The following is a 13,109-nucleotide window of genomic DNA, read 5'->3' on the forward strand; positions in this document are numbered from 1 at the left end:
GATGCTATATCTGCCCATTTTTGTGACTTATTTATGCCTTCTTTAATTCCCCAATCTTAGACCTGAATCCTTACGTTTTGTGCCATTGAAAAACAATATATTGCGGGTAACGGCGGAGTCCTAAAACTAAATCCCAACAAAGCACCGAATGCCAGCGTTGAATGGTTTTTGCCAACCGGAAATCGCCGACTTTCTAGTTGGGAAGGTGGGATAATCGGCTCTGTGGCGCTGAATGACGAGTACAATCCTGGGGACTTTCCGCTGCTATTTGCCACAAATGCGATCGACGGCAATTTGTATATCGGTTCCCAAGATATGATGACAGGCAAAAAAAATGCTGTACCTTGGCGCAACCAGTCTTATGATACTCCTGTAATAGTCTTTAAAAAAGAGATTGGTTCTTCGATTTCGACTCCGATTTTTACTGATGGCAATAAACTGATTAGTGCGGGATATAATGGTGTTTATTTGTTTGAGTTGAAGTGGGAACGAGCGAAATCTGGAGATAAGAATGCTTTGAAAAATGCTAAGGGCGAGTTTTACCGTTTGAAGGTAAAAGAATCGGGGAGATTTAAACCGGGTTTATCCTTTGAGGCGACGCCTGTTGTTTGGGATGGCATTGTGAGGATTTGTGCGCGGGATGGCTGGATGTATACTTTGGGTTAGTCAGTAGTCAGTAGTCAGTAGTCATTAGTCATTAGTTATGAGTTATTGGTTATTGGTTATTTACTACCAATTAGCAATGCCCTCAGCCCAATGCGTCAACTCAACTGTTCGGGTGTTGAAATCCGCCAATGTCCCTACCTACCGTTTAACTGCGCTTATCTCTATCATAGAAAGGATATCAGGAATTATAGGAAACTTGTTATGGCAACCAATGACAGTCAAATAAGTCAAATTTACGGTTCAGAGGATGCTCAAGGTATTTTACAGCTTGCGATCGCACGGCGACAAGATGAAGGCGAACTTTCCCGAGTGCAGCTTTTCGAGATTGCGGCGGAATTGGGCATTTCCGAACAGGATATTGTGGTGGCGGAACAGCAATGGTTAGCCACTAGAGGGGAATTTCAAGAAAAGCTGGTTTTTAACTCTTACCGTCGCGGCAAATTGCGGAAAAACTTGACAAAGTACGGCATTATCAATACTTTTTTAGTTTTGTTTAATCTAGCAGGATCGCACGAGCTTTCTTGGTCATTGTTCATTTTACTAACGTGGGGATTGGGATTGTCGCTAAATGCTTGGAATGTTTATCAAACTGAAGGGGAAGATTACGAACAAGCGTTTCAGCGATGGCGTTTGAAAAAACAGGTGGGAGAGTCTATCGGTACTGCGACGGATAAGCTGATGAAGTGGTTGCAGTCTTGATATTCAGTCACTTTTGTGTCAATGACAGATTTATCGCCTAATGTCTGCGATTGATTCACGAACTTCGCAATAACAGAGGAAATCAATCAATTTTAACATCAGTCTTCATCGCGCCGACTTCCGCTTTGAGATGAGGATTTAACCTCCAGGCTGGCTATTGCGAAGTGGCAAAAATCAGTTGAAAATGTAATTAAGTACGCGCGGTAGAGCTCTCCCCTAGGGAATCGCCCAATCCCAACCTCAAGCAAAAAATGCTATAATACCAACTTTAACTTCTAAACATATCCGCCAGCAGGAAACACAGGAAAATCTTATGGTGATTATTACCTCACAAGAAATTGCCCAATTTCGATCGCAATTAGCGGAATATCCCGAAGCCCTCAAAGCCCTAGACGAAATCGAAGATTGTGAAGGCAACATCGAAGATGCAGCGATTTCTCTAGCAATTCAAGCTGGACAAGAACCGAATATCTCTGAAAATTGGTTGGACGGATTGGCAAAAAGATGCCGCGTTGCTATTTGCAAATCTGAGGTAAAAGAAGAGTTGATAAACGGACAATTGAATGCTGCTTTTAGAGATTTAGTCGCAGCCAAAACTTGCCCGCAGATTTTGGTAACATCGGTGATTATTTATGTATTTAAAACTGGGGTGAATGATTTTTGTGAGCCTCTGGAATATAAACTGTAAAGCCATCGATGCAGTTAAATTCGCCGCAATTTATCAAAACATGATATAACGAGGCGATCGCACTTTTCCCCTACTACTGTGCACTGCTGTAGCCAGCAGGCACGATATCCGGTGACAAACCCAAAGATTTCCCCAGCAAACGAGCAAGTTGCACTAAAAATTTAGCAGTATCTGCGTCACCTTCGCCGGCCATTGAAGCTGATATCTGGATTAGCATCTGCACAAATCCCGCATCTATTAAATCTGAACAGGAACTTAAAACCTCTGGTTCTTGGCCGTTGGGACAGGTAAGCACTCGCTCGATTAAGTTCAAATAAGCCTCTTGGCGTTCTGGATTCATTTTGGGAGGATCTGTACAGTGAATAATTTATTATTACGCTTAACTCGGTTCTGTCAATCAGGCGATCGCATACACGATCCCCGTCTTTCCTCTAGAAACTCCATTCCGTCGGCAATAGACAGAAGCTTAAAGAAAATCTTAAGTTTTTCAATGCTAGTTTAGTCGAGGTAAGGTGCGCAATGCGCACCCTACGATTCAAGGGTAAGGTGCGCAATGCGCACCCTACGATTCAAGGGACTTAGGAATCTAAAAAATGAAAATAGGAATATTTTTAGGAAATCTAGGAAATCCCGCCATCTACTATCCCACTCTAGGCAAAATTACGGGCGGAGTCACGGCGAGTATTTTTCTTTGTCAATTATTGCAATGGCAAGCACAACAGTGCAACTCGGACGAATGGGTGAAAACTAACGGCAGTGAAATTGAAAAAGCTACTGGTTTAAATCGCGAAGAACAAGAAATTGCGATCAAACTGCTGAAAGTGCGATCGCTCCTGAAAGCAAAATCAACAAATCCCAACACCGAAATCCTCGAACTCTGGGCGGATATTGACGCTTTTGAGGAAAAAGTTAATAACTTGTGGACAACTAATTCCGATGATATTATAACACAAACAAACCGCGAACATAACAATCCTCCTGTAGAAATAATCGCCGAAACTTCACCCCCAGAGCGTGTAGTTAAAACCGACAAATTTTTCGGACAACCGCGCCAGCAAAGAGCGGTTGCTGTCTACCAAAATTACCAATTTAGCGGGCCTTGGAATTCTCAATCATCAGAACTGCATAACTTTCAGCGAGCTTTAGAAGAATATGCCAGGGATCGTAACTTATGGTTTGGCAATCCTTCGGGATGGGCTTTTAAAATTATTGACAGCATGACAAAGGGCTTAACCTCGACTTTTTGGGACGAATTTATCGCCGGAATTCCTTTAGGAGAAAGTCAGAAAGTTAAGCGAGAGTGGGAAATTGAGCCGGAAGTGCCTTATCCGGCGTTTGAAGAGGAGCGAATTCAGTATTATGTGCACAAGGGCGAACCGCTGGAAGCAGCAGTGTCTAAGGCTCGTGCTGACTTGAGAAACCCGGTTTTGGGGAAGGATTTGTGGGAGGGTTTTTTGCGAAAGTGCGATCGTATTGCCGATGATGCGCTCAAAGCTAAAAACCAGGGCGTGCAAAACGCATATTTACCGTCTTCCTTCAACGAAAGACCGCAAATTACCAAAGAAAGCGTGATGAATAAATTAGGGGCGATCGCGCCGCAATTTGCCCTGAATCAATCCACATCTGAAACAATCGCAGAACCCCCAAAACTCGAACAAAAAGAACCGCAAACCGCCGACGAAATCCCCAGTATTTCCTTTTTGCAAAAAGCTTACCAAACTTCTCTCGGTCGAAGTATAGTTGAGAAACAAATCGCTGCTAACCCAGAATGGGGATACGAAATAGTTGACGGTGAAATCGTAGAATATATCCCTTTTTAAGGATGCTAAAATGAAACGAGTTAGGGATATTAATCCGCTGGGAGTAGAGCGAGCAAATCCTTCAAATGCAGAAAGAGCCAAGCTGCGGCAGGAAAGATTGCAGCATGAGAAATATTTAGGTTTTCAGCAGTTAATAGAGCTTTGCAGTTTGGGCGAATATGGCATGGCGAAACAACTTGCAGCCAGACATTCTAGTTGGGGTTATGAAATAGTTGACGGAGTTGTAATGGATCGAGTAGATTAGATTCGTAGTCAGAACTTTAGTCCTTTCGGCCTCGGATTTAAGGACTGAAGTCCTTACTACGAACCTACTTTTGCCGATATGTTAGAATCACAATAGAGACTTAATGGGTTTTAAAGTTATGACCGTTATTAATCCTAAAAATATAACGCTCAATGAAGTTAGTGATTTTTTGAAGTTTCAACAAATCTTTAATAACGATACGTACCCAAGTTTCTTGTCATTAGAACCACTCACCGAGTTTGAACAGCTAGAACTCGTACAAATCCGCAACGATTTTCGCGAATACCTTTCTGTGGAAAAAGTCCCTGAAGGGCTGGTACAAGCTCTAGCTACTTTTCCTTTAATGCGATTGGCTGGCTTTTATCGATCGCCTTTAAAGATGAGTCTAGAAGAAAATATTGCTAATATTACTATAGAAGATGAAGACACAACGATTACAGGTCGATTTGACATCTTAGCAATCAATAAAGAAAAACAAATCGCCGCTGATATAGGATTTTGGGCGTTGCTGATTTACGGTATGAACGGCTAAATATGCAAATCATAAAAACCATTGTCCACAAAGCTTCTGGATTTTTGCCTAATTATTTTTCATACCCTGATTAAGCAACGCCGGATTTTGGATTTTAGTAATAGAATCTAAAAACAGTCTAATTGCTCCGCGTGCTGGTTTGCCCCAACTGCTAACTTATGCCTATAAAAGTTTAGAATATCAAGAGTCAGTCTGGGGACTTGCAACTAGCGGAGAGTTTTATCAGTTCGTTAATATCCGTCGCGGCAATCCGCCCACCTATCAGTTAATGCCCTTTCTAACTTTGATGGAACCCGAATCTTCAGTTGTGTTGCTGCAAGTTTTGAAAGCTATTTGTAAACTTCTAGCAATCCAATCTTCAACCCGCGCACCATCCGGGTTTTGTTTGTATAGACGCGGTTTCAACCGCCGTCTCTTCAACCCGCGCACCATCCGGGTTTTGTTTGTATAGACGCGGTTTCAACCGCCCAGTCTTCTGCATAAAAAAAATGAAGCAGGGAGAATTCCCTACCTCAATTTTTAGCTAACTTTTTCTCTAAAAAATAGAGCTGTTAAAACTTAGTAGCCTCTGGTGTTTGGCTTGTGCACGATGAAGCTCAGCACTTGGCATTGCTTCACGTTGTCAAAACCCATGACGCGGATGTAGCACTGAGGATTTTCTTGGCGGCAAGCTTGAACTTCAACCATGATTTCTTGGACGCTGCGAGCACCAAATAAAGGCAACTTCCACAATGTCCAGTAGCGCATTTCAGGGGCAGAGGTTTCGTTGAATTCTACGCCGGGAATGTAGCCTTGATCCAAGATGTATTGCAGTTGCTTGGCGATTTGGGCGTCTGTCAGCGGGGGCAAATAGGACAGAGTTTCGTAACGACGCTCTTTTGGTAAAGTTCTCATTTTTTGTATCTCTAAGGTGTGTGTTCGATCGCACTTGTCGATCGATTAACTCGACAAATTATCCAGATTCGGTTCTGAATCTATTGATGCTTCAGGATGACTGCTAGAAACAGACCAATTAAGTTGCGTAATTCGCTCTAAATGCTGGCGTCTGTGTTCCATATTCGACTGTTGAATGCCAGTAGAAACCATTTCTGGCAAAAACTCTGTCACATCGTGCGCCAGATATTCTCGCACCGTCATGATCCGAAATCCTAAATCTTGATTTTCCCTCAGCAACTCTTGAATGTAAGCTTCTCCATCTTGGATTTTGCCCTTGGTGGAAAAGTCATTCAACCAGATTGCCTGAGCAGGATTGGTTTCGCTCAACTGAGCGACTACAATCCGCACGGATTGATAGGTTAGGTAACTTGCCAGCACCTTAGCGGTGTCTTTCGCAACTTGTTTGAGATCCATTTTTGACCCCAGCCCTTAAGAGTTTTGGATTGTTAATTTTAGATTTTGGATGCAAACTTACTTGTAAATCTTCTTCCAAGATAAAGACTTAACAGTAAGTTTGCTACCTAAAACCTAAAATCTCTAACCAAAAATCATCAAACGGTATCCATTGCCTCGAATTCAAACTTGATTTCTTTCCAAAGTTCGCAAGCAACAGCCAATTCAGGGCTCCATTTGCAAGCTTCGCGAATGATGTCTCCGCCTTCGCGCATCAAGTTGCGACCTTCGTTACGAGCTTGGACGCAAGCTTCCAAAGCAACGCGGTTAGCAGTTGCACCAGGTGCGTTACCCCAAGGGTGGCCCAAGGTGCCGCCGCCGAACTGCAAGCAGGAGTCGTCGCCGAAGATTTCAACCAAAGCTGGCATATGCCAGATGTGGATACCACCAGAAGCAACTGGCATGACACCAGGCATGGAGGCCCAATCTTGGGTGAAGTAAATACCGCGGCTGCGGTCTTCTTCGATGTGGTCTTCGCGCATCAAGTCTACGAAGCCCATCGTGATGCCTTTTTCGCCTTCGAGTTTGCCCACAACTGTACCGGAGTGCAGGTGGTCGCCGCCGGACATCCGCAAGCACTTGGCAAGTACGCGGAAGTGGATACCGTGGTTTTTTTGACGATCGATCACAGCGTGCATGGCGCGGTGAATGTGCAGCAAAATACCGTTTTTGCGGCACCATTTAGCCAAGCTGGTGTTTGCAGTGAAACCACCGGTTAGGTAGTCGTGCATGATGATCGGGGTTTTGATTTCTTTGGCGAACTCAGCCCGTTCCATCATTTCTTCAAAGGTAGGGGCGGTTACGTTTAAGTAGTGACCCTTGACTTCGCCGGTTTCTGCTTGGGATTTTTCAATAGCTTCTTGAACGAACAGGAAGCGATCGCGCCAGCGCATGAACGGTTGCGAGTTGATGTTTTCGTCGTCTTTGGTAAAGTCCAAACCGCCGCGTAGAACTTCGTAAACGGCGCGGCCGTAGTTCTTAGCAGACAGACCCAATTTGGGCTTAATTGTACAACCCAGCAAAGGACGGCCGTACTTGTTCAATTTGTCCCGCTCAACGGTAATACCGTGAGGAGGGCCTTGGAAGGTTTTCAGGTAAGCAATGGGAATCCGCAAGTCTTCCAACCGCAGAGCACGCAGAGCTTTGAAACCGAACACGTTACCAACCAAAGAGGTCAGCAAGTTGGTGACGGAACCTTCTTCAAACAAATCCAAAGGATAAGCGATGAAGCAGATATATTGGTTGTCTTCGCCGGGGACTGGCTCGATATCGTAGCAACGACCTTTGTAGCGATCGAGGTCGGTCAGGAGGTCAGTCCAAACAGTCGTCCAGGTACCGGTGGAAGATTCAGCAGCTACAGCAGCGCCTGCTTCTTCTGGTGGTACTCCAGGCTGTGGAGTTACGCGGAAAGCCGCCAAAATATCTGTATCTTTCGGCGTGTAATCCGGTGTGTAATACGTTAGTTTATAGTCTTGAACTCCGGCTTTATACCCAGCCTTTGATTGAGTTTGGGTTTGCGCGTAAGCCATATCTCGCTTCCTAGTATTCGCTTAATTTTTTGGGCCCGATGGCCGGCTCCTAAAAATATACCAATAAACGGACACTCTCAAATTTTAATATTCTTTTAATCATCATAAGTATTCTTTATTTTCCTTTACATTAAGACAATATTTGTAACATATCTTATAAAATGCAAGCGGCGAAGGATGCAGGGGGAAAGGCTAGGGATCGCAGAGGGGGCGGGGAAGTTCGATCGCGCGAAAGATATTTTGCAGCAAGCCAAACAACCGATAAATAAGGTTTATGTAAAGAATTTGATCCTGGAAAATCAGAATTGGTAATTGGGAATGGGAAATTGGGAATTGGGAAATTGGGAATTAGTTATAAATACCTAAATTTGTGGTTGTAGTTGAAATCAATCTCAACTGCAATCCAAAATCTCAAATCCAAAATCTCAAATCCAAAATCTCAAATCTCGTGGGGGGGCGAGAAACCGGGTTTCTACGAAAAATTTAGGTTTATTAACGAGAAATCTACAAAGAAACCGGGTTTCTGAAGTCGCAAGTGCGATCGGCAACTAATAGAACTCCCAGACCACCAAGTCAAAAATCCGCACCATAGCACATAATATGGACAGGAGTTGTGCAGCAACCTGGTGTATAAACCAACGCAAATCCGTCGTTACAGCAATTAAACTTCGCTTAAAACCGGGTTTCTGCGTTAGCTGCGCGTAAGTCTAATATGGATATCTAGCCCCATTTCTACTCTGGTTGTGCCCCATCCCCCTTCAAAAGCCGTCCACTGCATCAATCCAGATTGCCCAAGGCCTTACCCTCAGACTTGGGGCAACAATTTTTGCCAGAGTTGCGGAACCCCGCTGCGGCTAAAAAATCGTTACATACCTCTACAAGGTCTCGGTACCGGGGGTTTTGCAGCCATCTACACAGTTTGGGACACAGAAACTCAAACCGAGCGCGTCTTGAAATTGTTGCTAGAGACTTCCCCGAAAGCGGTAAAACTGTTCGAGCAAGAAGCTTGGGTTTTGGCACTTTTGCGGCATCCTGGTGTGCCTAGAGTCGAGCCGGACGGTTATTTTCACGTCCAAACCCAAAATTTTGCAGGCGGGGATGGAAATACCGCAGCGAGACGCTTACCTTGTTTGGTAATGGAAAAGATTCATGGCAAAACTTTGGAAGAAGTTCTCGAAGAGCACCATCAGGGATGTCCGCAGGAATGGGTGTTTAGTTGGCTGAGTCAAGCTGTGGAAATTTTAGAGGAGTTGCATCGGTGTCAGATTATTCACCGCGACATTAAACCGAGCAATTTGATGCTGCGAGATCCAGAATCACCACAAGCTTTATTGAACAATGGTTTGGGCGGTTTGCAGTTGGTGACGATCGACTTTGGGGGTGTTAAGCAGATGGGCGGTGGGGAATCGGTGGGGAAAGATTCTCCGAGCTCGACGCGGTTGATTTCGCCTGGGTACAGCCCGCCGGAACAAATTGTGGGCGGTGGTGTGGTGCCGGCGACGGATTTTTATGCGCTGGGGCGGACTTGTATTCATTTACTGACGGGGAAGTATCCGGCGGAAATTGAAGATCCGATGACGGGGGAGTTGCGCTGGCGACATATTGTGTCTGTGAGTCCGGCTTTTGCGAATTTGTTGGATGATATGGTGCGATCGAATATACAGCAGCGTCCGGCTTCGGCTGCGGATGTTCGATCGCGCTTGCAGGAGATTTATGCTAGGAGTAAGGGCAAAATTGCCACAGCCCCAGTCAGTCAAGCTATTGTGGAATTCTGCCGGCAAATAGTGGTGGCGGGGGCGCAAAAAACAGCAAGTTTGACGGTTTTGGTGTTCGGCGCGATCGCCCAAATCGTGGTAGCTTCTCTAGATACGGGCTGGGAAATGGTGCTCGGCGGGGTTGGTGGATGTGCGGGGGCGATCGGCGGTTTGGTTTTGGGCTATGCTTCACCTATCGGCCCAGAAGTTGCCAATTTTTTGAATGAAGGTTTGCACCAATTAATCCATAACATGACTTTTTCTGTCGGGCCCGAAGTGCTGCTGTTTGCCTTTGCGGGTTGGGGCACTGCGATCGGTTTGACGGATGCGGGGAGTTTTCGCCAACAAAAACAGTATTGGCTATCGGGATTGATGGGAGCTCAGGGCTATTTGTTGGCTGGTTTGTGTTGGATGGAAGCAACCACTTCTAGCGGGGTACAGGGGATTATTTTAGGGGCTTTTGCGATCGCCTCTTTGACTGTGGGAATGGGTTTGCGTAGCCATCAATTAGTTCATGCTTTGGTGGTGGCTGTTTGTTCTACGGGAGTGTTTCTGTTTTTGAATGCTTTGAACATTTTTCCTGGAAGTTTCTTTGCGATTTTGTCACAGTCGTCTAATGCTAACTTCTGGCTGCAAGTTTGGGGTTCAATTGTTTTCTTTGGTTTGTTGGGAAGTGCGATCGGGCTTTGTTTAGGAGTGAGTCATTATTTAGTTGTGCCCGTGTTGAGGTGGTTGGGATGGCGGTAGAAAATTCATAATTAATATTATTTCCCAACACGCTTGGCATAATATAAAACGGCGGTTTAAACCGCGTCTACACAAACGAATTCCCCCTCCGCGGAATGAAGAAAATCAAGAATTCCAACCCGCTTAGAGTGCATTTTTTCTCCATAAATGTGATGTTAACCGCTCACTCTTCAACCTGCGGAGGCAGGTTTTGTTTTTATCGACGCGGTTTCAACCGCCCGGTATTCTTGAATGGAAATAATATTAATTCACAATCAACGATTTTCTGCTTCATGATCGAGCAACCATTTCTTTCTCCATAAACCGCCCGCATAACCTGTTAATTTTCCATCATATCCAATTACTCGATGACAAGGAATAACAATACAAATTCTATTCATTCCGTTAGCATTTGCCACAGCACGAACTGCTTTAGGATTTTTCAAGGCAGCAGCTTGTTGCTGATAAGAGCAAGTAGAACCGTAGGGAATATTTTGTAACTCTTGCCAAACCGCCTGCTGAAATTCCGTTCCAGGTGTGACTAGCGGCACCGAAAAATCTTGGCGATTGCCTGCAAAATACTCATTGAGTTGTTGTTGCAACACATCAAAATGTTTGTTTGTGCCTTGCAGTACAGTCGCATCTAAAAGTTTAGCCAATGACTCAAACTGCCTCTCAATCATTTTGCGATCGGTAAACTCTAAAAGGCAAATACCTTGGGCAACCGCACAGGCGAACATAGTTCCTAGAGGAGTTTCCAATCTGGTAAAGTCTATTAGTTGTTTGCTTTTGCTATTTGATGGTGACACGCCCAAAATAGATTTGAATGAATCGTTAAAACCGCTGAGCGATTCGTAACCGCTCTCGTAAGCTGTAGCAGTAACTGTTTCGCCGTTTTGTATTTTCTTAAAAGCTGAATTTATCCGCAATATTCTTTGATAGGAATGAAAAGTAATGCCGTGATTCTTCAAAAACCAGCGGCGGATTTGACTTGGCTCAATGCCTCTGGCCGTTAAATCCAAATCGGTTAATTTTGTGGCGGGATTGTGGCTGATTTCACGCAGAATAGCTTGAATGCGATCGGGTGTTTCATTCAGCATTTCCAAAGGCTTACAAACTTTACAAGGTCTGTAACCGTGAAGTATCGCTGCTTTGGCAGTTGGGAAAAATTCTACATTTTCTTTTTTCGGTTTCCTTGCGGTACAAGTTGGTCGGCAAAAAATACCTGTGGTTTTTACTGCTGCTATAAAAGTTCCTTCGCAGGCAACATCTTTGTCAACCAGTGCTTGATACATTAAATCATCTGTTAGCATAGTTTTTTTTGATTGCACTATTACTAATATCGCTGAGGTGAAGAAAGTTTGACAACCGAAAAATTAACAACTATTTTTTTTCTACATATATCCCAACAAAAGATTAGAGTTGTCAGCTAGAGAAAAAACCACCGAATCGCCTTTTTGGAGAGCTAAAACTAGATCCAATCCCTTGGTTCCTGACCTGCACCTGACTGCTTGCGGATGACCTGAGCGCTCAGCCATTGGCGCAGGGGTGGAGATTGCCCAATTTCAATGAGATAAACCTTAGAAGACTCTCGATCGATTCCTCCTGTGAGCAATTTGATTCGTCTGATAATTTTCCCTGCGTACCACCCATCGACCAAAAATACTTCGCAGGGGATATCTGCTAATTTATCCTCAATAATTATTAGTTCATCTGGGCTGCTGATTGTGTCCTTGTTGGTTTCCCGGACTGGGAGCTTGAGAAAAGTCTCCATTTCTATATCATAGTATTCGGCTTCTGAATTATTGTAATTGTCTATCGCAGTGAACAGATAGTAATAGCACCACAACGCAGTAATTATGGAAATTGCTAATAAAAATGCTGACCCCATAAAATACCCTACTTTATCAGACCATGAAGGGGGTACGTGTTCCAAAGTCATGCTCACTATAGAGTGAATGCAAAAAACAGCCAGCGATCCCAGCCCCAGGTAAAACAATCTACTACTAATACTCATCACAAATTTCTGCTTGTTTTCTGAGATGTGTTCTCAATATAGCCTACGGCTGCGGCTGAATTTACTGACGATCGATTTTTGGAGTCGCTATTGACACGCGCAGGTGTTAGAGTTTGAGGCAATTTGGGCGGATATTTCAATTCCCCGCAGCCACTATGTTCGGGATTGTGCGATTTTGGGCGATCGCGAATTATCGATGCAATCTTTAAGAAATCTTTAGCTTTTAGTTGGCGCGAGTCTAACAAAACTCAACTCGATCGAGTTTATAGATTTGTTAACTGTTAATTGTTGTTAAGAGCGAGCGGTGGCGCATTTTCTGCCAGGAAAGCTAGCTATACAAAACTTGTAAAAATTAGATATAATAGGCAAGGGCTGCTGTATATAATGTTATTAGAAGTTGCTCGATATCATTCGGTAACAGAGCAAAAAAATAAAACATGGGCAGAGTTACTGCAACAATCGCCGTCACCAACGAAGTAGACAAAATATTGGCAGACAGAGGGTTTATACCAACAGAGCAAATTCGCTCTCTCACTCTGGATAATGTCTTAGTCGATACAGGTGCAACTCGACTCTGTTTGCCTGAAGAAATTATCGCTCAGCTAGGTTTAAACCTAGTTGGAGAAATTGACCAAAAAGCGAGACACAAGCCCCTGGCTTTAAACATGGGGACAAGTCGGCAGCGGTTTCAACCGCCTTCTTTTCTTTCTTCAAATGAGTCATATTCTTAACATATAGCGGTTCTCACAAAAGTGAGGTATGCCCTATGCCCTATGCCCTATGCCCTATGCCCTATGCCCAGTCGTCCGCGAATCTTTCGCTCGAAAGGCTATATCTATTTATGTCAATGGTTGTTCTGATGCTAAAATAGTTTCATGAAACAAAGATACAAGTACCGCATATATCCAACTCCTCCGCAAGCTCACAATCTTGCCAAATTGTTTGGCTGCTGTCGTGTTGTATGGAATGATTCACTAGCATTATGTAATTCATCCGAAAAGCTACCAAGTAACGGAGATCTGCAAAAGACTTTTATTACTCAAGC

The 13,109-nt window shown here is 44.1% G+C and carries 14 protein-coding genes and 1 pseudogene; 9 read left to right on the top strand and 6 right to left on the bottom strand.

The window, feature by feature from the left end; all coding sequences use genetic code 11:
• The first annotated feature begins 168 nt into the window (after positions 1 to 168).
• From QUB52_RS27205 to QUB52_RS27215, 3 genes are all read left to right on the top strand, one after another.
• Positions 169 to 666 carry a hypothetical protein gene (locus QUB52_RS27205; RefSeq protein ID WP_332975429.1) on the top strand — a complete coding sequence of 166 codons (498 nt, stop codon included), beginning with the start codon at positions 169 to 171 and terminating at the stop codon, positions 664 to 666.
• A 201-nt stretch (positions 667 to 867) separates the two neighbouring features.
• The gene (locus QUB52_RS27210; RefSeq protein WP_265236362.1) at positions 868 to 1,365 is read left to right on the top strand and encodes a 2TM domain-containing protein; all 498 of its coding nucleotides are present in this window, start codon (positions 868 to 870) and stop codon (positions 1,363 to 1,365) included.
• A gap of 313 nt (positions 1,366 to 1,678) precedes the next feature.
• On the top strand, positions 1,679 to 2,053 hold the full coding sequence (locus QUB52_RS27215) for a hypothetical protein (RefSeq protein WP_265236363.1): 375 nt from the start codon (positions 1,679 to 1,681) through the stop codon (positions 2,051 to 2,053).
• 73 nt (positions 2,054 to 2,126) lie between these two features.
• Here the strand turns inward: QUB52_RS27215 and QUB52_RS27220 are convergent, their stop codons facing one another.
• The gene (locus QUB52_RS27220) at positions 2,127 to 2,393 is read right to left on the bottom strand and encodes a hypothetical protein (protein WP_265236365.1); all 267 of its coding nucleotides are present in this window, start codon (positions 2,391 to 2,393) and stop codon (positions 2,127 to 2,129) included.
• A gap of 253 nt (positions 2,394 to 2,646) precedes the next feature.
• Here QUB52_RS27220 and QUB52_RS27225 point away from each other — a divergent pair, with 253 nt between their 5' ends.
• The 3 genes and pseudogenes from QUB52_RS27225 to QUB52_RS29355 all read left to right on the top strand — a co-directional run.
• Entirely contained in the window at positions 2,647 to 3,873 is a 1,227-nt protein-coding gene (locus QUB52_RS27225; RefSeq protein ID WP_265236367.1) for a hypothetical protein, read from the top strand.
• Between the two features lie 10 nt (positions 3,874 to 3,883).
• Positions 3,884 to 4,117 carry a hypothetical protein gene (locus QUB52_RS27230; RefSeq protein ID WP_265236368.1) on the top strand — a complete coding sequence of 78 codons (234 nt, stop codon included), beginning with the start codon at positions 3,884 to 3,886 and terminating at the stop codon, positions 4,115 to 4,117.
• A 118-nt stretch (positions 4,118 to 4,235) separates the two neighbouring features.
• A pseudogene (locus tag QUB52_RS29355) lies at positions 4,236 to 4,992 on the top strand (hypothetical protein); the annotation flags it as partial.
• 215 nt (positions 4,993 to 5,207) lie between these two features.
• Here the strand turns inward: QUB52_RS29355 and QUB52_RS27245 are convergent.
• The 3 genes from QUB52_RS27245 to QUB52_RS27255 all read right to left on the bottom strand — a co-directional run bounded on the left by QUB52_RS27245 (position 5,208) and on the right by QUB52_RS27255 (position 7,567).
• A complete protein-coding gene (locus tag QUB52_RS27245) occupies positions 5,208 to 5,543 on the bottom strand; it encodes a ribulose bisphosphate carboxylase small subunit (RefSeq protein WP_265236372.1) in 336 nt (111 codons plus the stop codon).
• A 45-nt stretch (positions 5,544 to 5,588) separates the two neighbouring features.
• Positions 5,589 to 5,999: a RuBisCO chaperone RbcX gene (gene rcbX / locus QUB52_RS27250; RefSeq protein WP_265236374.1), complete on the bottom strand. Its 411-nt coding sequence runs from the start codon at positions 5,997 to 5,999 to the stop codon at positions 5,589 to 5,591.
• A gap of 137 nt (positions 6,000 to 6,136) precedes the next feature.
• Positions 6,137 to 7,567 (bottom strand): form I ribulose bisphosphate carboxylase large subunit, encoded by a 1,431-nt coding sequence (locus QUB52_RS27255; RefSeq protein WP_265236376.1) that lies wholly within the window; start codon positions 7,565 to 7,567, stop codon positions 6,137 to 6,139.
• Positions 7,568 to 8,310: 743 nt separating this feature from the next.
• Between QUB52_RS27255 and QUB52_RS27260 the strand changes: the two genes are divergently transcribed.
• Positions 8,311 to 10,068, top strand: a complete 1,758-nt coding sequence (locus QUB52_RS27260; RefSeq protein ID WP_265236378.1) for a serine/threonine protein kinase — start codon at positions 8,311 to 8,313, stop codon at positions 10,066 to 10,068.
• A gap of 254 nt (positions 10,069 to 10,322) precedes the next feature.
• Here the strand turns inward: QUB52_RS27260 and QUB52_RS27265 are convergent, their stop codons facing one another.
• Positions 10,323 to 11,360: a bifunctional transcriptional activator/DNA repair enzyme AdaA gene (locus QUB52_RS27265; RefSeq protein WP_321161616.1), complete on the bottom strand. Its 1,038-nt coding sequence runs from the start codon at positions 11,358 to 11,360 to the stop codon at positions 10,323 to 10,325.
• Between the two features lie 158 nt (positions 11,361 to 11,518).
• Positions 11,519 to 12,064 carry a hypothetical protein gene (locus QUB52_RS27270; RefSeq protein ID WP_332975428.1) on the bottom strand — a complete coding sequence of 182 codons (546 nt, stop codon included), beginning with the start codon at positions 12,062 to 12,064 and terminating at the stop codon, positions 11,519 to 11,521.
• Between the two features lie 437 nt (positions 12,065 to 12,501).
• Between QUB52_RS27270 and QUB52_RS27275 the strand changes: the two genes are divergently transcribed.
• Together QUB52_RS27275 and QUB52_RS27280 are read left to right on the top strand one after the other, a co-directional pair.
• Entirely contained in the window at positions 12,502 to 12,795 is a 294-nt protein-coding gene (locus QUB52_RS27275) for a hypothetical protein (RefSeq protein ID WP_332975427.1), read from the top strand.
• A gap of 144 nt (positions 12,796 to 12,939) precedes the next feature.
• On the top strand, positions 12,940 to 13,109 hold a 170-nt coding region (locus QUB52_RS27280), incomplete at its 3' end, for a helix-turn-helix domain-containing protein (protein ID WP_332975430.1).

This window comes from Microcoleus sp. A6-C6 (assembly GCF_036705955.1).
Lineage (GTDB): Bacteria > Cyanobacteriota > Cyanobacteriia > Cyanobacteriales > Microcoleaceae > Microcoleus.

Bases quoted from the DNA above. Each gene is read 5' to 3' on its own strand.
- QUB52_RS27210 (WP_265236362.1), top strand. From the start codon at position 868: ATGGCAACCAATGACAGTCAAATAAGTCAAATTTACGGTTCAGAGGAT.
- QUB52_RS27215 (WP_265236363.1), top strand. From the start codon at position 1,679: ATGGTGATTATTACCTCACAAGAAATTGCCCAATTTCGATCGCAATTA.
- QUB52_RS27220 (WP_265236365.1), bottom strand. From the start codon at position 2,393: ATGAATCCAGAACGCCAAGAGGCTTATTTGAACTTAATCGAGCGAGTG.
- QUB52_RS27225 (WP_265236367.1), top strand. From the start codon at position 2,647: ATGAAAATAGGAATATTTTTAGGAAATCTAGGAAATCCCGCCATCTAC.
- QUB52_RS27230 (WP_265236368.1), top strand. From the start codon at position 3,884: ATGAAACGAGTTAGGGATATTAATCCGCTGGGAGTAGAGCGAGCAAAT.
- QUB52_RS27245 (WP_265236372.1), bottom strand. From the start codon at position 5,543: ATGAGAACTTTACCAAAAGAGCGTCGTTACGAAACTCTGTCCTATTTG.
- rcbX (WP_265236374.1), bottom strand. From the start codon at position 5,999: ATGGATCTCAAACAAGTTGCGAAAGACACCGCTAAGGTGCTGGCAAGT.
- QUB52_RS27255 (WP_265236376.1), bottom strand. From the start codon at position 7,567: ATGGCTTACGCGCAAACCCAAACTCAATCAAAGGCTGGGTATAAAGCC.
- QUB52_RS27265 (WP_321161616.1), bottom strand. From the start codon at position 11,360: ATGCTAACAGATGATTTAATGTATCAAGCACTGGTTGACAAAGATGTT.
- QUB52_RS27270 (WP_332975428.1), bottom strand. From the start codon at position 12,064: ATGAGTATTAGTAGTAGATTGTTTTACCTGGGGCTGGGATCGCTGGCT.
- QUB52_RS27275 (WP_332975427.1), top strand. From the start codon at position 12,502: ATGGGCAGAGTTACTGCAACAATCGCCGTCACCAACGAAGTAGACAAA.